This is a genomic window from Stutzerimonas sp. NM35 (genome assembly GCF_054604355.1).
Genome location: NZ_CM137728.1, coordinates 659,014 through 680,219, shown reverse-complemented (window position 1 = coordinate 680,219; position 21,206 = coordinate 659,014). Strand labels below are relative to the sequence as shown.

Sequence of the window (21,206 nt, the reverse complement as noted above, 5' to 3'; positions counted from 1 at the left end):
GCTTTAATACAACCTGTAGCAGGTACGGGGTCAACTTTTGACCTGCATCAGGCTACACCCGTCTTCGAGGTCTATATTGACTACTGGTGACTCACCCCACGACCCACTTTCACCTGCAAGGAACTGAGCAATGAAAGCACCAAAACTCGCCGCCTTCGCTTTGGCGGCTGCGCTTTTTCCGGCCTTAACCTTTGCGCAGCAGGACTCCAGCGCCACCAGCCAGGCTCAACAGCAGCCAATGAGCGTTGAGCAATTTGATCAAGAGATGGCGAAGGCACAAGAAAACCTGAAGAAAATGCAGGAGCAAATGAGCCAAATTCAGAAAGCTAGCGACCCTGCACAGCGTCAGAAACTGATGCAAGAGCACCAAACCATGATGCAGCAAGGAATGCACATGATGAACGGAATGCGTGGTGGCGGAATGATGGGGTGCTGCGGAGGGGGCATGAAGGGCGGTCACATGATGGGTGACGGTCAGATGATGGGCGGTGGCCACATGATGGGTAACGGTAAGATGATGGGTGGGGGTCACATGATGGGCTGGGATCAAATGGGCAGCCACTACTCCCAGATGACGCCTGAGCAGATGAAGCAGCATCAATACATGATGGACAGGTACATGGGTATGCAGCAGATGATGATGGATCAGATGATGCAGCATCAGCAGCATATGGGCATGCCACAGCGCTGAGACTTCACACTTATTCCACGGACAGCATGCTGTTCCCGTACGGTATGAATACTTTCATGCGCCAGCCCAACTCACACTAAGGGGCGTTGGGCTGGCGCCCACCGATTCAATTTTTGGCTCACCTGAAGATTCAGCGCTAAAGCACCTGTAAATGGTGACTCTTGTGTGCGCGCCGTCGACGCATCAACCAATAGGCGGCACGAATACGTCAACTCTGTATCAGCGGACACCTGCATGTATGGCTGGCTAATGGCTGCTTTTGGCCGGTTAGCGACGGCCTGACTTCGACCGTCGCTATACATGGTCAAACCTCGGTCTGCTCCGCCATTTCCAAGGCGTCATCGACCTCAATCCCAAGATATCGAACGGTGCTCTCCAGCTTCGTATGGCCGAGCAGCAGTTGAACCGCCCGCAGGTTCTTCGTTCTGCGATAGATCAGTGATGCCTTAGTACGTCTCATTGTGTGAGTGCCATACATGGCCGGATCAAGGCCAATGGCTTTCACCCAGCCTTTGACGATACGAGCGTATTGACGAGTGGATAGATGGTCTGAGGTATGCAGCTGGCTCGGAAAAAGGCAGTCCTCGCTGCGGAGCTGTGCTTGATGTATCCAGGCCGCGAGAGCAGACCGTGTTTGCTCAGTGATCTCGAACTGCACTGGCCGCTGCGTTTTCTGCTGCATCACCATGGCCCGTGATGGCACGTGTTCGCCATGGGCAACGTCGCGCACACGCAGCTTGGTTAAGTCGCATGCTCGAAGCTTGCTGTCGATGGCCAGATCGCAGAGGGTCAGATCACGGGTTCTTTCTGCAATTTGAAGCCTTACTCGGATCGCCCAGATATCTCTCAGTCGGAGCGGGGTTTTCTGCCCGACCAATTTCCCTTTGTTCCAGAGCTGACGGCTGCAGGTAGCGATGATGTTCATGGCAAGTCCTCCACGTGTGAGAGGACAAGGATGGTTAGCCAGAGCAATGGTCGCTAACCGGCCAAAAGCGGCCATAGGTGGAAGGTAGCGAACGAATTAAAGCAGGCTCAACAGGTGTGCAGCGATAGTCGATCTAATGGGCTGCTTTCTAGGATACACAGAGGCCACTCGCTGCGCGGAAGGTTTACAGCGCCAGCCATCCTCGTGCTGGCGTAATTCGAATAGCCCGTCTCACTTACGCTTCCTATTTATCTCGATCATTGCCTTCCGCTCGTCATAGGTGCTGACAGTATTTTCTCGTTTGAGACGTTCAAGGAGCGCACGGTCAGCAGGCGTATTCGACACTCGTAATTTATTGCGGCCCACCTCAGTGAGCTCCGGGTAGTCACCGTCAAGTGCTTGCAGGATCGTGAAGAGCTGGTCACGATTGATCACATCTAGGTGTGGCTCAAGTAGCAGTAAGATCTGCTGCGCAGAGACATCCCCTTGGGCCATCTTCTGCACGACATCGGGCGAGAGTTCGCGCCCGGATTGCGTAGCGAATCGTGCCAGTTCGTTCAGCCCTCGAAGGCCGGCCACCTCCGCATACTTTTTGGCTTGCTCGACAACCACACCCTTGATTGTCGAATCGATCTCATCGCTTGTCAGGAGCACCGCTAGATCCGCCCCTACCAACGCCGGAGTCATGTAGCTCGAAAACTTCCTCGACTCTCGGATAAACGCCTTGCGCGTCGGCCAATCAGTAGCCACAAGGTGCTCGTAGGACTTCGTATCGTCCTCAATGATGTTGTGCTTGAGCAGCAACGCGAAGAGCTCGCCGACTTCCGCCGCGATATCGTCAATATCGAGGTAATCCTCCAGGTTCAAGCTTGCGACCAGCTCCACACGTAGCCCAGCGGATGGCAGCTGATCTGTTGCTGCCAGGATTGCCACCGCCAACGCAGTCTTCGACTCATCGTCAGCGGTGCCGATATCTGTGATTTTACTAGCGGCAATCAGAACCTTCGCCAGCGGCGCATCGACCAATCCGACAGTCAGGAAGTAGCGGTTGACGTTGCTGAATGTTGCCGGGAAGCGTCTATGTTCAGCCAGCGCGGGCCACGCTTCCTCAGACACCTCTGCGAGGTCCGCGACCTCACAATCTGGCGCAGCACGCTCGATCACATCGCCAAGGCGTGGCGTTTCTTGCCCGAGCACATCTTCGATCACAGAGAGGAAGTACCCGTTTGAATCGATCGTCGCGGACATACCATCGACGGCGTCCAAGTATGTACTCAAATTCCCGAGCACATAGTCGTACACCGTCTCATTAGATGCCCGGATGACATCGAGCGCAAAAGTGGTCGTGTTGTCGATAGCAATCGAAAGGTTGTCGTGTGTGACTTTGTACAGGTTACGTGACACGAACGACGGGCGAACCTGTCGAGCCAGCGGCTCCAGACGTGGCAGGATGATGCTCGCATTAGCAAAGAGCGCGCCAGTACGTTCTGCCCGGACCGACTCAGTCGCGTCAGACGTAAGCACCGAGAGTTCAGCATAGTGCGTAGACAGATAGCTAGACACTGCAGCATCTGTCCGCTGTTTCGATGAGGGAAGGTGCGCCAACGCGACGTTAATCAAATCCAGTCGTGAAGCATCGTCCAAGTCAGCGTGGCTGACGAGATAGACGAGCACTCGGGAAGACGCAGCCGTAAAGCGTTCGATGAACTTAGCGCGCTCACTACCAGCGCTCAAATACGCTTGTATAAAGCGTGTCTGGCGCTCCCCGAGGCTCACGAGGGAACAGATCATGATCTCTGCCGCACCGACGTCGACTGCTAAAAGACGGTCGAGGATGGCAATGTTATAAAGCGCCGGCTCCGTCAGCGCGTTCTTGCCTTGCTCGCGAACCACCGCGTCCACGTCCTCTGGAGTAAGCTCGAATTGCTCGTCCATCAGGTCTCTCTCAACATGATGGATGATGAAATTCGTAGCAGCTGGAGTCACCCGATCGCCATGGAACGTTGACGTGTATAGCGTGAAGTTGCGGTTGATGTATCCGGCGCGGACAAGCTGGTAGGCCAAGCCCTCCTTCAGAAGCTCCTTCGCAATCGCCTCGAATGACTGCCTGACCTGATTAAACTCGACAAGGAACATCGGTCGTTTGACAAGAACGCCGAGATCAGCACTTCGCAGGAACTTGATGTCCTCAGCTTTCCCATCGAGCTGCTCATTTAGCACTTCATAATCTGCTTTGTTCCAGCTCTCCGCGTCTAGCGGATCGCCGAGTGCTGCTGCGAGATTATCCCGGCTGAACGACAAATAGACCTCGTTGTACCTCACCGTGTTGCTCCATTTCAGCACCAGGTCATCGGCCTCGACCGCAGCGAAGTCTGTCCAGAAACTCGCTCCCTTAAGGTCATCTGATGAGAGGGCGACCCGGTTGAATTCGAACTTCGCGTTCTGCGACCGGTAACCTGCTGCCTCTGCCGTCCGCTGCATGTGCGCAATCAGGCGCTCACCCAACTGCGCGCTGCGCTTGGCCGCCCCTTCGATCCGTTGGAGTCGCTGTCGAAGCACCCGGCGCTCGCCCTCGATTTGCTTGATGCTCTCAGTCACAAGCTCGCGGCTGACCTTGTAAAGGATGTCCAGTTTGCTGGTGCCGAGCCGGATCGTTTCGAAGTCCGTCAGATGCGTGCTCTTGTAGAGCATCATCGCGAACAGGTCGGTCTCGCTTAGGTTGAGCTGTTCGCCATCGCCGGAGAAGATCCGGTCGCGGAAGACGATGAACTCGTTACGTACGTTCTTGAGCAGCCGCATATCGGGGACGTACTGCGCCGCTAAATCGAGTAGCTCCGGAGCTACCTTGTGCTCAATCTGACCAAGCAGCCGTACGGCTAAGTTGCGAGCGCTCCGGTGCGTGATAAAGGGCACCACCGGGATGACCAGATCGAAGAATTTTGTGCGGTTGGCGCGCATAGCCTCGGCCTGCGCCGGATCATCGTTCTCGAGTACGTTCGGCTCAAGCTTGCGGCCTTCCTTCTCTAGACCGATACGGTCGAAGATACTGTCCTTGATGGCATAGATGAATCGAATTGGCTTCTTGATCTGAGGTGAAACGTTGAGCAGCGTGTTCAGCGCTCGAAGTGTCTCGAAGATGTGTGAGTCGTTGAAGCGGTCGATGTCCTCGAAGATCACGACATCGCGGCCTGATACCTCAAAGAAGTAGACGATCTCGTCGAGGTACTGATCGAAGTACGACACCGAACTGTCGGCGAGCGTGACGGTTGCGGTGCCGGTCGAGAGTTGCCTAATTTGTAGCTTTCCATAGAACAGCCAATTTATCACCAGAGCAACTAGGGCCGCTGCGCTCCAGATGGCTGGGTGAGCCCAAATACCGCTATCCACATATGGCGTGAACACGGAAGCAATCTGTACCGTCCATCCAGCCAGCAGGAAAATTACAGCAACGACAAATCCCAGCAGGACTGAAGTTCCGATCGCCCGCCACCATCGAAAACGCTCAATTCGCCGGAACCGCGAGCCAGGGGTTCTGCTCGGATATTCTCGGTAGAGCAGCTGCTTGACAATCTCCTGCTGGATGCGGTTGGTCGGGGTTGTCGCCTGGATAGGCACCGATTCATCGAGCAGGGTCACCTCGATAGGCGCAAGCGTCGAGAGCGATAGTTCTACAACACGATCGTCCTGCCGCCGCGCGACTTCCCGTAAGATGCTGCTCTTACCAACTCCGTAGTTGCCGGACAACGCGATGTTGCGGATTTGATCGTCCTTGAGGGCAGCTTCGATAGCGGTGGCATAGCCGCCATGCTCCTCTACTAAGTACTTTGGGATAAGCGGGACCAGATCCCACGATTCCTTGGTAGGCTCCTGTTGAGAACAGAAGATGCCCCGAACACGTTTACAGATACCGCGCAAAAAATGACAGACCACATGTCCTCCTGACGATCTCTCCCAGATTGCAGCAATATCGCACATCTTGACAAATACGCTGGCTCTAATACTCGCGCGCCTGTTGCTCAGGCTCCTACCTTTACATGCGGGGCCAGCTGTAGTGTTAATGCTGGAGTCCGGAAGGTGACTTGGCTGGACGCTTACAGCAAGCGGCTGAAATTCAAGCTCAGTGTCTAGTAGTCTGTAGGACTGGCAACTATCTGCCTGCTGCGGACCGATGCCATAGTCAGCTTCTGGCCCAGAGTGTGTAAAAACACTTTCTTATCTTGCGTGCTTCAGCCCATTGCTCCTATGCGTGGCGATTTCCCGATTATTTACCACGATCAGCGCCGGTAACGCTTCAGAGCGCGTATGAAGCGCTTTGGCACCTCTTGGGGCAGTAAAAGCTGGGCTTTTACGCCGCCATCGCCTTCAACAAGCCTTCGGTGCCGATGATTTTCATCACCCGCTTCAAGTTGTAGGCGAGCACATTCAAGCTCATTTCTGCGCTCACCCCATTCAGTTTTCGAGTCAGGAAGTGCGTTGCTCCCATCCATTGTTTGAGCGTCCCGAAGGGATGCTCAACAGTCCGCTTCCGAACCCGCATCATCTCCGGTGCTTGGTTCAGCCGGTGTTGCATTTCCTCCAGCACCGCTTCATGTTCCCAGCGCCTTACTCGACGATTTGTGCTTGGCGTGCACTGGGTTTTCAGCGCGCAACTCTGGCACTTTGAACTCCAGTAACAGTGCATATTCATGCCTTTCTCAACGCTGGAGAATCGCCAAATCAGTGCCTCTCCAGCCGGGCATGTATATTCGTTTTTCGTCGCGTCATAAACGAAGGCATCTTTGTTGAACCGGCCATCAGCCTTGACGCTTGAAGTCATCGGCTTTGGCACATAAGCGGTGATGTTTGCATCGCGACAGGCGAGGATTTCTTCACCCTTGAAGTAGCCTCGGTCGGCGACTACCGACAATGTTTCTGCGCCAATGGCTTCCCTAGCTTGCTTGGCCATCGAGCTGAGTTGGTCGCGGTCAGAACCTCTGTTGGTGACCTCATGAGCAACAATCAAATGGTGCTGCGTATCGACCGCCGTCTGCACGTTGTAGCCGACGATACCGCTGCCGCGCGTCATCATCGAACGGGCATCCGGGTCGGTCAGCGAAACCTGTTTGTCAGGGGAATCGTTGAGCTGAGTTTCGATCCCTTGAAGCTCTTTCATCTGCGATTTGAGCTTGGCGATTTTATCTTCCAGGCTGGCAATGTCTGGCGCGGAGGCGCTAGGAATCTGTCGATCAGCCGCATCGAGCGCAGCCAAATAACGGCCGATGCTCGCCTCGATTTCTTCCATGCGCCGCTTCAGTTTGGCGCTGGTGAAATTGCGGTCACGGTTGTTCACTGCCTTGAATTTGCTGCCGTCGATGGCAACCAGGTTTTCGTCAAACAACCCCAACTGCTGGCAGAGCAAAACGAACTGGCGGCAGACGCCGCGAATGGCCTTGCTGTTGTCTTTTCGGAAGTTGGCGATGGTCTTGAAATCGGGCATCAAACGCCCGGTTAGCCACATGAGTTCGACGTTGCGCTGGGCTTCTCGCTCCAGACGTCGGCTCGATTGAATTCGGTTTAGGTAACCGTAGATGTAGATCTTCAGCAGGATCGCCGGGTGGTAGGCAGGTCTGCCGGTTTCGGCTGGAATGACGCCATCAAAACCTAGATTGGCCAAATCGAGTTCATCGACGAAAACGTCAACCACCCGAACCGGATTGGTATCGCTGACGTAGTCGTCGAGGCTTTCGGGAAGTAAGGTGCTTTGACCTCGATGTTCACCCTGGATAAACCGTTTCATGGGCGTCCCTTGCGATGAGATTCTCGGAAATCATAGCAAGGGTTTACCGGGATGTTTTTACACACTCTGGGCCGATTTCTGCCTTTAGATATAGTCTGTAGATTCAGCCTACCAAACGACAGCTGCGGGTCGGCTGTTACCGATCCCTACTGGTGGGAAGACCTCTCCTCAAAATCGATTCACGTAACGCTCTCTAATCGATTCCCGAGACGCTGAACGCCAGACGACTTCAGCTACGCCTGCTTGGCCAAGTTTATCTATGCAACGATACCAGCCCCATCACCAGCTATTGCGGCGACTGACCAATGCGGTCGCGCGCGATTACCGATTCCCCCTGGCCGAGAGATTCGCGTAGCGCCAGGCTCACCCCATGTTCCGCTGACGTTGTCAGCGACATGCCAGGCAGCTTCGGTCTTCAAGGCTGCTCATGGTTTCCCCGTGTGACCGACCCCGTTCGCACCGCATCCCTCGCGCGAACGCCTACTGGCTTGCCGGTAGCGGATGCATATGTTCCTCAACCCACCGCGGGGTTACGCACCTCCCCGCATTGGGCCGGTGTGTCTTCGCTTTCTTGTTCCCAAGTCAATGGAGATCCGCCATGACCAGCACTACTTCCAATCCAAAGTCGTACTTCGACATCCACACCTCGGGCATCGGCTACATCCAGCGTGTCCGCGAAGTACAGGTGAAGGGTGGCCGCAAGGCTATGCCATTTCTCGCGTGCACTGTAGCGGCGCTCTTCGGGCCTGCAAATAACCCGGTCCGACGCTACTTCGACGTGCGGGTTTCAGGTGCCGAAGCCAAGAAACTCCTCCAACCCTACATCGGTACCGATGATCCCCAGCAACGGCCACTGGTCCGCTTTCGTCTCGGTGATCTGTGGATCGATCCGTTCCGTCGGCTCTCGGGCGATCCAGCTGCCAGCATGAAGGCCCGGCTACTCAAGGCCGAGGTACTGGAGCGCAGCGCCTTGGACGAAATCGAGCATCACGAGCTGCATACCCGCGGTATCGGCTACTTGAACAATCCCAGGATGATCCCGAACGGCGGTGATCCGTTCCTCTCGTGCTCAATTGCAGCCTTGGCCGGCCCGGTTGGCGATCCCGAGTATCGCTATATCGAGGCCACCGTAGCTGACGACGGCGCCCAACACCTGGTGCAGCGCTGCATTCAGGCCGTTGAAGCGAAGAAGAAGGTGCTGCTTGCCTTCACGCTCAACGACATGAAGGCGGATGCCTACGTCCGTACCAAAGGCGAGCATGCTGGTGAAGTGAGCGGAAGCCTGAAGTCGAAGCTGGTTCGCGTCAGCCTGATCAAAGTCGACGGCGAAAAGGTCTATCCGCTAGAGCCCGAAGCCCCCGCTCCCGAAGACGTTCACGCGTCCGACAAGACGGTTCTCGCCGAGGTCGACAACGGTGGCCCACAACCCACTGCCCTCATTTTGGCCCCTGTCGAGGAGCCCGCGCGGGTGGCTTCGTTCTGACCCACTGGGCCTAACCTAGGGCACGCGTCCCGCACCTTCCATGCCCCGGCACCTCGGTGTCGGCGGCATGCGCAGCTTACCTCCCGTTATCGCCCATCTTGGGGCTTTCTTTATCCCATGCAATCAGACGTGCCGGCCTTCCAACCCGCATGTGATTGCCGCATTTCTCAAGGAGAACGGCCATGCAACTCGCCTCTCGTTTCGCTTCGCGCTCGCCAATACTGCGCTCTGACCATCCACTTTCCGATGATCAGATTCGCGCAGTGGTACCGTCGATCTTCGCGGAAAACCCGCATGAAAGCCGATCCGAGCGATACAGCTACATTCCCACCGCCTCGGTGCTCACCGAACTGCGCGGAGAGGGTTTCCAACCTTTCATGGTGTGCCAAACCCGCGTGCGCCACGAGGACCGCCGCGAATTCACTAAGCACATGGTTCGCCTTCGCCACGCCAGCCAGATCAACGGCAACGAAGCGAATGAAATCATCCTCCTAAACTCGCACGACGGCACCAGCAGTTACCAGATGCTGGCCGGTATGTTCAGGTTCGTCTGCCACAACGGCTTGGTCTGCGGTAACACCCTCGCCGATGTCCGCGTACATCACAAAGGCAATGTCGCCGAGCACGTAATCGAAGGTGCCTATGAGGTCTTACACAGCTTCGAACAAGTGCAGGAGTCTCGCGACGCGATGCGCCTCATCACCCTGGACGAAGGCGAGCAGGAACTACTGGCCCGCTCTGCATTGGCGCTCAAGTACGACGCGCCGAACAAGGCGACGCCAGTCACCGAGGCTCAGATACTGATGCCTCGCCGCTTCGGCGACGGTGGCAGTGACCTGTGGTCCACGTTCAATCGTATTCAGGAAAACCTCCTCAAAGGCGGTTTGAACGGGCGCAGCGCCCATGGCCGCCGCCAGAGCACCCGGCCAGTCCAAGGCATCGATCAGAACCTGCGGCTCAACCGAGCACTGTGGATGCTGGCCGAAGGCATGCAACAACTGAAGGCCTAAGTGCCACGCGGACCTCGCCCTCAGGCGTGGTCCGCCATTCTCTATTCAATGCGTGCTCAGCACCCCGGGGACCGAGGAATCTCACACCCATCGCAAGGAGAGCAGCCATGCAGCCGCACGCCCTAAAACACAGATGCTGGAACATCGGTTTGCATTGGCCATGGCGTGCGGCATGTGATTGCTGGTCGCCTCACTCTCCACACTGCTGACCGGTCTGGATGCGCGCAGCGGGGATTTTCAATAGACCGCTTCGCCCGACGGATCGTTGGCTAGCGGGTCTCCAGTTCGGCCCGTACCGACTTCGTTCTCGATGCGCTGGAGCAGGCCTTGTATGCCCGTCGCCCAGTCGATCAAGGTGGCCTCATCCATCACAGCGGACGCGGCGCCCAGTATGTTTCCCGCTACACCGAGCGCCTGGCTGAAGCGGGCGTTGAGCCGTCAGTGGGCAGCGTCGGCGACTCCTATGACAATGCCTTGACTGAGACCGTCAGCGGGCTGTACAAGGCCGAAGTGATCCACCGGCGGTCATGGCAGAGCCGCGAGACGGTGGAACTGGCAACGCTGGAATGGGTGGACTGGTTCAACCATCGACGATTGCTGGCGCCCATCGGGAACATACCGCCCGCGGGAGCCGAAGCGATCTACTATCGGCAATTTATCGAGTCTGCCCAAGCGGTATGACTCACACCAAAGAGCCTCCGGAGAATGCGGGGCGGTTCAGGTCGGTAGTGGCGGCAGTCTGTTGTTTCACGCCGGTGCTGGTGGTTCTGTTTGGAGCAATCGGCCTATCCGCCTGGGTAGGCTACCTGGACTACGTACTGTTTCCGGCGCTCGGCGCCTTCATTGCGCTGACCCTTTATGCCCTGCACAAGAAGCGTAAAGCCGAGGCCTGCTGCACAGTCGATTCGAATACGGGAGAAAAGTGATGATCGAACTCCAGGTGGAGGGCATGACCTGCGGATCGTGCACGGAGCACGTCAAACAGGCATTGGAGCAGGTGGCGGGTGTGCGCTCGGCGAGTGTTTCCTATCCGCAGGGGCTGGCAGCGATCGCGACCGATGGCCATGTGGGCTTGGAGCCGCTTATCGCGGTGGTCACCGCACTCGGTTATCGCGCGCGGGGCGCCGACGGCTCTGCCGGTCCATTCGACCAGGCGTCGGGCTGGTCGGGTCGGGAAACTACACAGGCGGGCGATGAGCAATCGCTGCACGTTGCCGTCATTGGCAGCGGCGGCGCCGCCATGGCGGCCGCGCTCAAGGCGGCGGAAGGTGGTGCCCGCGTCACGCTGATCGAGCGCGGCATCATCGGCGGCACCTGCGTCAACGTGGGGTGCGTGCCCTCCAAGATCATGATTCGCGCCGCCCATGTAGCCCAGCTGAGGCGCGAGAGTCCGTTCGACGCCGGGCTGTCGGCCACCACGCCGGTCGTCCTGCGCGAACGGCTGCTCGCCCAGCAACAAGGTCGCGTCGACGAGCTGCGCCATGCCAAATACGAAAGCATCCTGGAGTGTACCCCGGCCATCACCGTGCTGCGCGGCACCGCCCGCTTCAGGGATGGCCGCACGCTCAGCGTGGAACTGGCCGAGGGCGGCGAGCGCATCCTTGCCTTCGACCGCTGCCTGATTGCCACCGGCGCGAGCCCGGCGATTCCGCCGATTCCAGGCCTTAAGAACACGCCCTACTGGACCTCGGACGAGGCGCTGGTGAGCGACAGCACTCCCAAACGTTTGGCCGTGATCGGTTCCTCGGTGGTGGCGCTGGAACTGGCGCAGGCATTCGCCCGCCTGAGCAGCAAGGTCAGCATCTTGGCGCGCCACACGCTGTTCTTCCGCGAAGACCCAGCCATCGGCGCAGCGCTGACGGCGGCCTTCCGTATGGAGGGCATCGAAGTGCTGGAGCACACGCAAGCCAGCCAGGTGGTCTACGCCGACGGCGAGTTCGTATTGAGCACCAACCACGGCGAACTGCGCGCCGACCAACTGCTCGTCGCCACCGGCCGCACGCCCAATACCCAAGGCATGAATCTGCAAGGCGCCGGCGTGAACCTGGATCAGCGCGGTGGCATCCAGATCGACACGGGCATGCGCAGCAGCGCCCCCGATATCTATGCGGCAGGTGACTGCACCAACCAGCCGCAGTTCGTCTATGTCGCGGCGGCGGCCGGCACTCGGGCGGCGATCAACATGCTTGGCGGCGAGGCGACACTCAATCTTGGTACGATGCCGGCCGTGGTATTCACCGATCCGCAGGTGGCCACCGTCGGTTACAGCGAGGTGGAAGCGCACCACGCGGGCCTCGAAACCGACAGTCGCACGCTGAGCCTGGACAACGTGCCACGCGCGCTGGCCAACTTCGACACCCGTGGTTTCATCAAGCTGGTCGCCGAAGCGGGCTCCGGCCGGCTGCTGGGCGTGCAAGCGGTGACTCCAGAAGCAGGCGAGATCATCCAGACCGCTGCCATCGCCATCCGGGCGCGGATGACGGTGCAGGAACTGGCCGACCAACTATTCCCCTACCTGACCATGGTCGAGGGATTGAAGCTGGCGGCGCAGACCTTCACCAAGGACGTGAAGCAACTGTCCTGCTGCGCGGGTTAAGGGAAGACCGGACCGTGCCAGGAGACGAGAGCCAAGGCTGTTGCATCAGTGAGATCGCAACAGCCGAGGAGGTGGAGAGTGGACACCCGCATCACCACAGCTTGCGGCGCCGGGACGCAGACCGAAGGGGCCAGCGCGGAGCGATTGCGTAGTGGCGACCGAGAGGCATTCACGGCCCTGGTGCGTGAGCATCATCAAGCACTACGGACGCTGGCTGCCTGCATCGTCGGCGAAGCCTGGGCCGACGATGCGTTGCAAGAGGCCTGGCTCGCCGCCTATCGGACGCTGCCCTGGTCCGAAGGGCGGGCCAACCTCAAGACATGGCTCTGGGCAATAGTGCGTAACCAGGCACTGGCCCGGCTGCGGCGGGAGCGGCGCTACGTGCCCTGGGCGGCGATGTTCCCGGAAGCAGACAGCGGCAAGAGCCTGCGCTTCGACGCGGCCGATCCCTGGCCGACGACTCCGGGCCCCTGGCATCAGGAGCGGCCGGAAGCGCTGTTGTGCTCCGCCGAGTCGGCCCAGTGTCTGGGCCGCGCCATCGCCGCGCTGCCGGGTGCGCAACAGCGCGCCTATCGGCTGCGCGAGATGGAGGGCCTGGAACTCGACAATATCGCCGAGGGCATGGCGACCTCCAGCGGCAACGTGCGCGTGCTGCTGCACCGGGCCCGCTCCGCGTTGAGGCGTGTGCAGTTCGATGCTGCATAGTGGAAACCTCATTCATGGCGCGATGGATTCGTTTAGGCTAGGTTTTACCCGTGACCCATTCGCCGCTTTCTCATCTTTCAAGAAAGAATTTCTAAGCGTCTTCGTAGCTGCGGCTGCTCGCCCATTCCAAGTCATACTGCACTTCAAGGTGAAAGGCCTCATAGAGTCGCCAGGCCTTCTGGCTGGCTTGCTCCAAGGCCTTCTCCACCCCGGCTTCTGTGAGGGGTTTACTGACATCAGGCTGGGCTGGGAGCTGTTCACGAAGCGACGCGAGCTTCACATAGACGGCATAAGCAGCATCGCGACTCTGGGCGGCATGCCCTTCGGCAATTTTGCCGTCCAATCTAGACATCAACTGTTCTATCTCTGTTGTCTCAACGTCAGTCACAAGCTACGCGTCTCCGTTTGGGAAATGAGGGGCGTTGTCGATTCGGCTGGTCAGGCTTTCAATGCCAGAATTCGGCGCGCACCGTTCAGCACGATGAGACCAACGACCGTACCAATCACCAAATCTGGATAGGGAGAACCGGTCCACGCAACCAAAGCACCTGCGGCAATAACGCCAATATTCGCGATCACATCGTTGGCCGAAAAAATCCAACTCGCTTTCATGTGTGCACCGCCTTCGCGATGGCCATAGATCATCAACAGACAGCTGACGTTCGCGACGAGTGCAAATAAGCCAATCCCCATCATCAGCATCGACTCAGGTTCGCTGCCATACATGAAGCGTCTAACCACCTCCACGAGTACCCCCAGAGCCAATACGATCTGGACGATACCCGCCAGGTGCGCAGCGCGAACCTGCAGCTGCGCAGCTCGACCGACCGCAAAGAGAGCCAGGCCATAGACGGCTGCATCAGCAAACATGTCCAGCGAGTCGGCGATCAGGCCCGTCGACTGAGCGATCAAGCCCGCGCCCAACTCGATGACAAACATCGCGGCATTGATACCGAGCAGGATTTTGAGCGTGCCGGCCTCCTTGGAAGCAGTCAGCTCTTCACTGGCGCTATTGGTCGAAGCTGCTTCCTGGCTGGCCGGTTGAGTGCCGAGAAGCGTTGCCCCTAAACCAAGCGACTCCAGCTTGGTCGCGATTTGGTCAACCGGACCGTCATGGAAAGCGCGTACCTGTCTGCTGCTCAGATCAAAGGACAACGAATTGAGCTCAGGCAAGCCATTGAGCGCGAGCCGAATCATTCGCTCTTCTGAAGGGCAATCCATCTTGGGCACAGAAAAACTGCTGACCCAGGTTCCTTCCTTCGAAGGCGCGGTTGCCGCTTCAGTGGTTGCCGCCTCAGGGCCACAGCCACGGGATGTATCACAAGAACTCATGATTCGCCTCTCCTATAGGACTTAATGCTACCGATTAAAAACCATGTAGTAGCTATAGGGTCAAGCCTGGATATACTGGCCCTTTTACCAAGGGACAGACCATGCGCATCGGCCAACTTGCACAGCAGGCTGGGGTGGACATTCAGACGATTCGTTTTTATGAACGTCAGGGGCTGCTTCCACCGCCTAATCGTGAGGACAATGGCTATCGAACCTATAAAGCAGACCATGCGGACAAACTGCTGTTCATTCGTCGATGCCGCTCTTTTGGCATGTCACTGGAAGAAATTGGTGTTTTGCAGAGCTACCAAGAACAGCCGCAGCAACCCTGCGTTGCGGTCAATGAGCTCCTTGATAGACATATCACCCAGGTCAGGAACCAGATTGCGTCCTTGCAGGTCTTGGAAAGCCAACTGGTGACGTTGCGGGGCTGCTGCGATAACGGACGACAAAGCCTGGACTGCGGGATACTTTCGGGCCTGCTGGGGGGCGACAAACCTCTTTTATGATTTCGGCTTCAAGTCATTTTTCGCGTCGCCTCAATCCATAGCGCTTGACCCTATAGCGGCTATAGGGTGTTCACTTAGGCCATCTGCTGCGTAAGTGAGATCCAGATGAATACCGCTCTCCGCATTGCCATCGATGAGGCCTTCTACCAAGCGAGGAAAGCACTCAAAGAACAGACGCCAACCGAGGCTTTCTCCTGGCTGGAGCGAGCCCACATATTGAACCAGCGAATGCCTATTCTTCATGCTCAGAGCCATTGGCTGATGCTAAGGGCTGGCTGGCAGTTGCGCGACTTTCGGGAGGTGCTCAGCCAAGTACCGCGAATCATAGCGGCCCTGCTGTTCTCGAAGATCTGGGTGCCGCTCGGAAACAGCGGACGCGCCAGGGTCAGTGCTTTTGCGCCGATGCCCATCTCACCGGAGCTGCAGAGACTTCTTCAAGGAGAAACGCGATGAGCTCGTCTCCTAGAAGGTTACTTTTTGTTGCTCCCTGGTTCTGGTGGATGCTATCGCTGACCATTGCCTCGGCCGACCAAGCGTTGAAGAGCGCAATCACGGGTTCGCTCCCGGTCGGCACCGTGACTCCTCTCACCCCGTTTTTCAATCTGGTTCATTTCTGGAATACCGGTGCAGCGTTCAGCTTCCTGGCTGACGCGGGCGGTTGGCAGCGTTACTTCTTCATCGTTATAGCTCTGGTCGTTTCGATGGTGCTGGCTCTGGTATTGCGTAAAACCAGAGCCAACAGCGAAGCCTTAGGCTATAGCCTTATCTTGGGCGGGGCAGTTGGGAATCTGATTGATCGCGCATTTCGAGGCCATGTAATCGACTACTTGGATTTTTACTGGCAGTCCTGGCATTGGCCTGCGTTTAACCTGGCAGATACTAGTATCGTCGGTGGTGCCGCCATGTTGATCCTGAGCAGTTTGCTGAGCCCAAATGCGGAAGCTGGCCGAGTCAAAGAATGAAAGGCTCGCCCTCAACGGATACGGTGCGCTGGACAGGCAAGGCCTGGGTAGGGCCCGGCATCGGCATCTTTCATGGCCGTGCCGGCCCCCAGGAGTGGCACCACCATCAGGCGCATCAGATTTCAGTGGGCCTCGACTCACCTGTATCGGTTGAAACCCCGTTGGGCATTCAAACAGGGGCAGCCATCTTCATAGCCGCGGGCCTGAAACACCGACTTAGTGCTGGACGAGTTCTGTCGATCTATCTGGATGCACTATCCGATGAAGCCCCAACTATGCGTATGCGGGGTACCGAAGAAGCGAGAGTGATTGTGATCGCCCCGACGGACGTATTGGCGATTATCGACGTGCTGCGCGAGACAGGACACACCGCACTCCAGGTTAGGGCGGGGGTGCGTCAGGCACTGCGGCTACCCGATCCACCGATTCCAGATCCTCGCTTGACCAAGGTGATAGAGGCGCTGCGTAGAGGTCAAATGGGACGCGACGGAATGGCCGAGTTGGTGCATTTGTCTCCTACACGATTTTCCCATTGGTTCGTGGAACAGACAGGCTTGCCGCTGCGCAGCTATGCGAAATGGTTACGTCTCACACAAGCCCTACAGCATCTAGCCAAAGGGGGGCTGCTCATCGAAGCGGCCCATGAGGCGGGCTTTTCTGACTCGTCGCATTTCTCCCGGACATTTAAGGCGCTACTGGGCATCGATCCTTCCTCCGCCCTGGCTGAAGTCGATCTTCAGGAATCGTAGCTCTTTCGTTCAAGCTGAAAACGGACCATCCCACATACAGTCATGGCTCCCTCTTCAGGAGCTGAGCGATGTCTATCTCCCTGCGATTCGCCATCCGGTGGCTGAGCTATCCACTAGTGTTTGGCAGTTGTACCGCCTTCATGGTCTGGGCACTGTATGCAGGAATACCGTATTGGCCCACCACCCTCATAGTCTCCGCGGCGGGGATGCTACTCATTGCTGGCTTGGAGCGCATCCAGCCTTTTCGGCGAGCCTGGCTGGAAGATCATCAGGACACCCTGACGGATCTGCTGCACATGCTGGTGAACCTGTCTGTCATTCAATTCACTGCGGAGTTCCTGGCCGAGTTAGGCGATGCGGTACCGGCTTCGATTCGGCTCTTCCCGATCGAGAGCCCATTGTGGTTGCAATTGCTACTAGTCGCCGCCGTGCTCGATTTGAGCCTGTATGTGATGCACCGCATCAGCCACCGCGTGCATTGGTTGTGGCGCTTTCACAAGATCCATCACAGCGCTGAGCGGCTCTACTGGATGAACGGAGAACGCCGACATCCTCTGCATGCGGCGTTGATGGCCGGGCCGGGGCTGGTGGTTTTGCTCATATCTGGAGCTCCGCCTGCCGTAGTCGCAACGTGGTTCGGCATCCTAACCGTCCATCTGGCCTTTCAGCATGCGAACCTGGACTACAGCGTGGGTTGGCTGCGGCATGTGCTCGGGGTTGCTGAGGTCCATCGTTGGCACCATAAGCGCGACTTCGAAGATGCCCAGGTCAACTTCGGTGAGTTTTCAACCCTGTGGGATCGGATGTTCGGAACCTTCTACGACAGCGCCGGGAAGCTGGGCGACGCTGACGTTGGGTTGCATGAAAAGGACTACCCCAGAAATTATTTCGGGCAATTTATTGATCCTCTTCGTCCAACATCTGCTTACCCGGCCGGTCACAAATCTTCACAGCAGGATGAAAGCGCAACACGTAGCTAGAACGGGTGGAATCTCAACGGAGAAAGCGATGCCAAATATACCGCGTGACACCGGATTGGATAGTACTTGTGCATTCTTGCGAGATCCCTATCGATTTATCTCCGCGCGCAGTCAGTTTCATCAATCGCCTGTGTTTCAAACTCGCTTGATGTTACAGAAAACTCTGTGCCTAACAGGTGCCAAAGCGGCTCGTTTGATCTGCGATCCTGACCGATTTGTTCGCCAGAACGCTGCGCCCAAGCGACTGCAAAAGACCTTATTCGGTCAAGGCGGAGTTCAAGGTTTGGACGGTGATGCGCATCGTCACCGAAAGGCCCTCTTCATGGGAGTGCTCACAGCCGGTAGCGTGCAGAAATTAGCTGAGTTGAGCGAGGTTCGTTGGCGAGAGTATGCGCAAACTTGGCGTCCCGGTGAGTCAATCGTCCTCTACGATATTGCTCGCGAAATTTTGTGCCGCACCGTGTGCGAATGGGCCGGTACTCCACTCGCTGAAAGAGATGTTCAGCAATGGACTCAAGATCTTGCAGCACTTTATGAGCACGCCGGCGCGATCGGTCTCCAGCACTGGCAGGCACGACGGGCGCGTCGCCGATTGGAACAGTGGGCGGCAGAGCTCATTGAACCCACTCGTGCTGCTCTCCCTACACCAGAGCAATCGCCTCTTGAGCGCATCGCCCATTACAAGGATCAGCAGGGACAGCCGTTGGACCTACATACCGCATCAGTGGAACTGCTGAATTTGCTACGGCCGACGGTAGCCGTCTCGGTATTCATAACCTTTGCAGCGCTAGCGCTGCACAAACATCCGGGTTGTCTGAAGAACCTGCAATCGGGGAATGAAAATTATGTTCGTTGCTTTGTGCAGGAAGTGCGGCGCTTTTATCCGTTCTTCCCAGCGGTCAGCGCTCGCGTGAGAGAAGATTTTCTATGGGAAGGATATGCCTTCGGAAAGGACACTCTGGTTCTATTGGATTTATACGGAACCAATCATGATTCCCGCCTCTGGGAGGACGCAGATGACTTCAAGCCTGAGCGTTTTCGGTCCGACTTTCCGTCGCTATACTGCTTCATCCCGCAAGGACCAGGCGACCCGCATGTTAACCATCGCTGTCCAGGAGAAGGCGTTGCCGTCGCATTGATGAGCGTTGCGGCCCGCTTTCTGGCTCGCTCGCTCCAATACGAGATTCCCGAACAAGATTTATCGATTACCTGGGACAGAATGCCGGCACTTCCCCGAAGCCACTTCGTCATGCGGAATGTGCAAATTACAACATAAGTTTGCCGTTTAACGAAGCGAGTCTCGCCCATCCCCAGATATGAATGGTGGGGCATGGCGTTAAGCTGCACAGAGCAACCTCGGCAATCGGGATACTCAGAATAAACTGTTCACAGTCACTCCCCCAGTTGCGTCACTTCCGAAGGGCGTTATGACTTATTGTCGGCTGGTATCGTCCAGATTCAGCGCAACAGGCAGGTCAGTCGGCGCCAGGCAAACGCCCTCGTCACTGCAGGCTTGCACCCGTACAATCATTTCGAGCCTGCCTACCTTTTCCAGCACGGCGGTCTGTTTTTCGTCGGGCCGCAGCCGAATACTTGCACCGTCGTCATACACCTCAAGGGCGGTGTCACCCAGCACAATGTCGCTGAGCCGGCCGCGCGGGTACTGCGTCGGGATTTCAAGCGCCTGGCCGTTGACTGAAGAACTGACGACGGTGGGAATCAGGAACTCTATGGAGGCCGGGTTTGCATTCACGTGCCAGCCCGGTTCAATGTTCAGTGTTAAAACGAAATCACCCGTCTTTCCCGCCATTGCTGCGTCGCCGTTCGAAAGAGTGAGGCGGACCTTATCAGCTGAATTTGCCAACCCTGTTCGGGCCGGAACCGGGGCTTCAAGACCGGCACGTTCAGTCTGGGCAGCGTCGAGGTTGTTTCCGTTGGTGTCGATAAACATGAACGCAGCGATCGCGATCAGAAAAACCACTACTCCAGCCAGCAATCCTTTGTGTCGAATCACCATAATTGGTCTCCAGTATCTAAGGTTGTGGGTTTCCGGTGCGATTGATAGCTTCGACCAAGCTGTCGGTGTCAAAAAGCCCCGTGAAACGGGCGATAACGGTGCCGTCACGGTCAACGACCACTGCGAAGGGTAAGGCCTGCCCGCCGATCGCAGTTAATAGCGCATCTTTTTCAGGATTGCTCGCTGTCACGTCAACTTGTATAGGCACCATCTGGGTGCGCCGCACGGCTTTGGCCACGGTGGGCTCCTGGTAGACCGTGCGCTCAAGTATCTTGCAGTTGATGCACCAGTCGGCGGTGAACTCCAGCAAATAGGGTGTGCCCCGGGCTTTTGTCTCCGTCAGTAGTTTTGCGGAGTAGGGTTGCCAGACGAATTTATCTTCGCTGCTGCCCAGCGGGGATGCGAATTCCACAGTCATCGCAAGGGCAAGGCCTGCCGCCGTTGTGGTAATCACACGCACGGTACCATTACCCTGGACGAAACGGCGGGCTCCCCACGCCAGCACCAGTGCCAGCCAAGACCACCATAGCCAGGGATAAACCGCTTTGGGCACCAGGCTCGCGCTGAAGAAGACGGCTGCGGCCAGCAAGACCAACGCGAGCACTTCTCGAATGGCCAGGGTCCAGGGCCCCGCCTTGGGCAACCGGCTCAGCCACTCGGGTTTGAGCATCAATGCTGCGTAGGGCAGCGACAACCCCAGCCCGATACTGCCGAATATCCCCATAATTACCGGCGCCGGCTGGGTGACGGCAAAGGCTAGGACTCCGCCTAGGAAAGGACCCGCGCAGGGAGCGGCCAAAATTGCACTCAATAACCCCGACACGAATGCCTCAAAGTAACGCCGGCCATGGGCCGAGGCGGCGAACGCTGGGATCGGGATGGGCAGATCCAGCCAGGTGACCACCGCAAACCCGACCAACAAGGCAACAAGGACACCAACGAACACTGCGGACTGAAACAAAGTGCCCCAGCTCCACTGCAGAAGTGCGGTTAGTCCGCCCAGCGTCAAGAAAAATGCGAGTGTTCCTGCAGTGAACGCCAATGCGGCCAGCACGCGGTGCGATCGTTGGCTGCCCGCCTCTCGTAAGATTGTCCGGACCTTAATAGGAATCGCGGGCAAAACGCAGGGCGTCAGGTTGAGCAGCAAACCTGCCACGGTCGCCATTAATAGCTGGCCGGCGATGAGTAGAGAGGACATTTGATCCATCACTCAGCTATTCCCAGCCCCTTCCCACGCCTCCTGACTGGAAACTCCGGTCTGCCCCCGCCATTGGCCGCTTGCATCCTTAAACAGCAGATTTTTTGAGTGCTCATATCTCATCTCCATATAGACGCCGCCCTCTGAGTTGCTGGCAAACGTCAGCTATCGGAACCATTATCGCATCGGCTTCAGGCTTCAGGCATCACGCAGAGCTAAAATGACATTAAAGAATTTACACAGGCGAGGCAGAAGCTTGGTTAGCCACTCTGG

The 21,206-nt window shown here is 57.3% G+C and carries 19 protein-coding genes and 1 pseudogene; 13 read left to right on the top strand and 7 right to left on the bottom strand.

Annotation, left to right across the window (positions count from 1 at the left end; genetic code table 11):
• The first annotated feature begins 130 nt into the window (after window positions 1-130).
• A complete protein-coding gene (locus tag ACYCFC_RS03290; protein ID WP_017246267.1) occupies window positions 131-691 on the top strand; it encodes a hypothetical protein in 561 nt (186 codons plus the stop codon).
• 304 nt (window positions 692-995) lie between these two features.
• Here ACYCFC_RS03290 and ACYCFC_RS03285 read toward each other — a convergent pair whose 3' ends face one another.
• From ACYCFC_RS03285 to ACYCFC_RS03275, 3 genes are all read right to left on the bottom strand, one after another.
• Window positions 996-1,616, bottom strand: a complete 621-nt coding sequence (locus ACYCFC_RS03285; RefSeq protein WP_102857158.1) for a tyrosine-type recombinase/integrase — start codon at window positions 1,614-1,616, stop codon at window positions 996-998.
• A 231-nt stretch (window positions 1,617-1,847) separates the two neighbouring features.
• Entirely contained in the window at window positions 1,848-5,546 is a 3,699-nt protein-coding gene (locus tag ACYCFC_RS03280; RefSeq protein WP_102857157.1) for a YobI family P-loop NTPase, read from the bottom strand.
• A 415-nt stretch (window positions 5,547-5,961) separates the two neighbouring features.
• On the bottom strand, window positions 5,962-7,392 hold the full coding sequence (locus ACYCFC_RS03275; RefSeq protein WP_459653117.1) for an IS1182-like element ISPmo1 family transposase: 1,431 nt from the start codon (window positions 7,390-7,392) through the stop codon (window positions 5,962-5,964).
• A 598-nt stretch (window positions 7,393-7,990) separates the two neighbouring features.
• Here ACYCFC_RS03275 and ACYCFC_RS03270 point away from each other — a divergent pair.
• From ACYCFC_RS03270 to ACYCFC_RS03245, 6 genes and pseudogenes are all read left to right on the top strand, one after another.
• Window positions 7,991-8,875 (top strand): DUF3577 domain-containing protein, encoded by an 885-nt coding sequence (locus ACYCFC_RS03270; RefSeq protein ID WP_459653116.1) that lies wholly within the window; start codon window positions 7,991-7,993, stop codon window positions 8,873-8,875.
• A 182-nt stretch (window positions 8,876-9,057) separates the two neighbouring features.
• Window positions 9,058-9,885, top strand: a complete 828-nt coding sequence (locus ACYCFC_RS03265) for a DUF932 domain-containing protein (RefSeq protein WP_003291505.1) — start codon at window positions 9,058-9,060, stop codon at window positions 9,883-9,885.
• A gap of 234 nt (window positions 9,886-10,119) precedes the next feature.
• Window positions 10,120-10,566: pseudogene (locus ACYCFC_RS03260) on the top strand (DDE-type integrase/transposase/recombinase); the annotation flags it as partial.
• A complete protein-coding gene (gene merF, locus ACYCFC_RS03255; RefSeq protein WP_003291507.1) occupies window positions 10,563-10,811 on the top strand; it encodes a mercury resistance system transport protein MerF in 249 nt (82 codons plus the stop codon). The pseudogene ACYCFC_RS03260 and the gene merF, both read left to right, overlap by 4 nt.
• The gene (merA, locus tag ACYCFC_RS03250) at window positions 10,811-12,481 is read left to right on the top strand and encodes a mercury(II) reductase (protein WP_003291508.1); all 1,671 of its coding nucleotides are present in this window, start codon (window positions 10,811-10,813) and stop codon (window positions 12,479-12,481) included. The genes merF and merA overlap by 1 nt, the downstream gene beginning before the upstream one ends.
• Window positions 12,482-12,625: 144 nt before the next feature.
• Window positions 12,626-13,186 (top strand): RNA polymerase sigma factor, encoded by a 561-nt coding sequence (locus tag ACYCFC_RS03245; RefSeq protein WP_036998089.1) that lies wholly within the window; start codon window positions 12,626-12,628, stop codon window positions 13,184-13,186.
• A gap of 91 nt (window positions 13,187-13,277) precedes the next feature.
• On the opposite strand, the gene ACYCFC_RS03240 is transcribed toward ACYCFC_RS03245, so the two are convergent.
• The gene (locus ACYCFC_RS03240) at window positions 13,278-13,574 is read right to left on the bottom strand and encodes a hypothetical protein (RefSeq protein ID WP_003291510.1); all 297 of its coding nucleotides are present in this window, start codon (window positions 13,572-13,574) and stop codon (window positions 13,278-13,280) included.
• Window positions 13,575-13,624: 50 nt separating this feature from the next.
• The gene (locus ACYCFC_RS03235; protein WP_180983607.1) at window positions 13,625-14,518 is read right to left on the bottom strand and encodes a cation transporter; all 894 of its coding nucleotides are present in this window, start codon (window positions 14,516-14,518) and stop codon (window positions 13,625-13,627) included.
• A gap of 101 nt (window positions 14,519-14,619) precedes the next feature.
• Here ACYCFC_RS03235 and cadR point away from each other — a divergent pair, with 101 nt between their 5' ends.
• The 6 genes from cadR to ACYCFC_RS03205 all read left to right on the top strand — a co-directional run bounded on the left by cadR (window position 14,620) and on the right by ACYCFC_RS03205 (window position 18,994).
• The gene (cadR, locus tag ACYCFC_RS03230; protein WP_003291512.1) at window positions 14,620-15,027 is read left to right on the top strand and encodes a Cd(II)/Pb(II)-responsive transcriptional regulator; all 408 of its coding nucleotides are present in this window, start codon (window positions 14,620-14,622) and stop codon (window positions 15,025-15,027) included.
• Between the two features lie 105 nt (window positions 15,028-15,132).
• Window positions 15,133-15,480, top strand: a complete 348-nt coding sequence (locus ACYCFC_RS03225; protein WP_003291514.1) for a DUF3703 domain-containing protein — start codon at window positions 15,133-15,135, stop codon at window positions 15,478-15,480.
• Window positions 15,477-15,989, top strand: coding sequence for a signal peptidase II (gene lspA / locus ACYCFC_RS03220; protein WP_003291516.1), 513 nt, complete (start codon window positions 15,477-15,479; stop codon window positions 15,987-15,989). Before ACYCFC_RS03225 ends, lspA begins: the two co-directional genes overlap by 4 nt.
• On the top strand, window positions 15,986-16,738 hold the full coding sequence (locus tag ACYCFC_RS03215; RefSeq protein WP_169338845.1) for a helix-turn-helix transcriptional regulator: 753 nt from the start codon (window positions 15,986-15,988) through the stop codon (window positions 16,736-16,738). The genes lspA and ACYCFC_RS03215 overlap by 4 nt, the downstream gene beginning before the upstream one ends.
• 68 nt (window positions 16,739-16,806) lie before the next feature.
• A complete protein-coding gene (locus tag ACYCFC_RS03210) occupies window positions 16,807-17,718 on the top strand; it encodes a sterol desaturase family protein (protein ID WP_003291227.1) in 912 nt (303 codons plus the stop codon).
• Between the two features lie 28 nt (window positions 17,719-17,746).
• Window positions 17,747-18,994, top strand: a complete 1,248-nt coding sequence (locus ACYCFC_RS03205) for a cytochrome P450 (protein WP_100209453.1) — start codon at window positions 17,747-17,749, stop codon at window positions 18,992-18,994.
• A 156-nt stretch (window positions 18,995-19,150) separates the two neighbouring features.
• Here ACYCFC_RS03205 and ACYCFC_RS03200 read toward each other — a convergent pair whose 3' ends face one another.
• Window positions 19,151-19,735 carry a protein-disulfide reductase DsbD domain-containing protein gene (locus tag ACYCFC_RS03200; protein WP_003291224.1) on the bottom strand — a complete coding sequence of 195 codons (585 nt, stop codon included), beginning with the start codon at window positions 19,733-19,735 and terminating at the stop codon, window positions 19,151-19,153.
• Window positions 19,736-19,751: 16 nt separating this feature from the next.
• Window positions 19,752-20,942 carry a protein-disulfide reductase DsbD family protein gene (locus ACYCFC_RS03195; protein WP_036998033.1) on the bottom strand — a complete coding sequence of 397 codons (1,191 nt, stop codon included), beginning with the start codon at window positions 20,940-20,942 and terminating at the stop codon, window positions 19,752-19,754.
• Between the last annotated feature and the right edge of the window lie 264 nt (window positions 20,943-21,206).

Coding starts and splice junctions, on each gene's coding strand:
- ACYCFC_RS03215 (WP_169338845.1), top strand. CDS start 15,986: ATGAAAGGCTCGCCCTCAACGGATACGGTGCGCTGGACAGGCAAGGCC.
- ACYCFC_RS03200 (WP_003291224.1), bottom strand. CDS start 19,735: ATGGTGATTCGACACAAAGGATTGCTGGCTGGAGTAGTGGTTTTTCTG.
- ACYCFC_RS03285 (WP_102857158.1), bottom strand. CDS start 1,616: ATGAACATCATCGCTACCTGCAGCCGTCAGCTCTGGAACAAAGGGAAA.
- ACYCFC_RS03275 (WP_459653117.1), bottom strand. CDS start 7,392: ATGAAACGGTTTATCCAGGGTGAACATCGAGGTCAAAGCACCTTACTT.
- ACYCFC_RS03235 (WP_180983607.1), bottom strand. CDS start 14,518: ATGAGTTCTTGTGATACATCCCGTGGCTGTGGCCCTGAGGCGGCAACC.
- ACYCFC_RS03210 (WP_003291227.1), top strand. CDS start 16,807: ATGTCTATCTCCCTGCGATTCGCCATCCGGTGGCTGAGCTATCCACTA.
- ACYCFC_RS03270 (WP_459653116.1), top strand. CDS start 7,991: ATGACCAGCACTACTTCCAATCCAAAGTCGTACTTCGACATCCACACC.
- ACYCFC_RS03265 (WP_003291505.1), top strand. CDS start 9,058: ATGCAACTCGCCTCTCGTTTCGCTTCGCGCTCGCCAATACTGCGCTCT.
- ACYCFC_RS03290 (WP_017246267.1), top strand. CDS start 131: ATGAAAGCACCAAAACTCGCCGCCTTCGCTTTGGCGGCTGCGCTTTTT.
- ACYCFC_RS03205 (WP_100209453.1), top strand. CDS start 17,747: ATGCCAAATATACCGCGTGACACCGGATTGGATAGTACTTGTGCATTC.
- cadR (WP_003291512.1), top strand. CDS start 14,620: ATGCGCATCGGCCAACTTGCACAGCAGGCTGGGGTGGACATTCAGACG.
- merF (WP_003291507.1), top strand. CDS start 10,563: ATGACTCACACCAAAGAGCCTCCGGAGAATGCGGGGCGGTTCAGGTCG.
- ACYCFC_RS03195 (WP_036998033.1), bottom strand. CDS start 20,942: ATGGATCAAATGTCCTCTCTACTCATCGCCGGCCAGCTATTAATGGCG.
- ACYCFC_RS03225 (WP_003291514.1), top strand. CDS start 15,133: ATGAATACCGCTCTCCGCATTGCCATCGATGAGGCCTTCTACCAAGCG.
- lspA (WP_003291516.1), top strand. CDS start 15,477: ATGAGCTCGTCTCCTAGAAGGTTACTTTTTGTTGCTCCCTGGTTCTGG.
- merA (WP_003291508.1), top strand. CDS start 10,811: ATGATCGAACTCCAGGTGGAGGGCATGACCTGCGGATCGTGCACGGAG.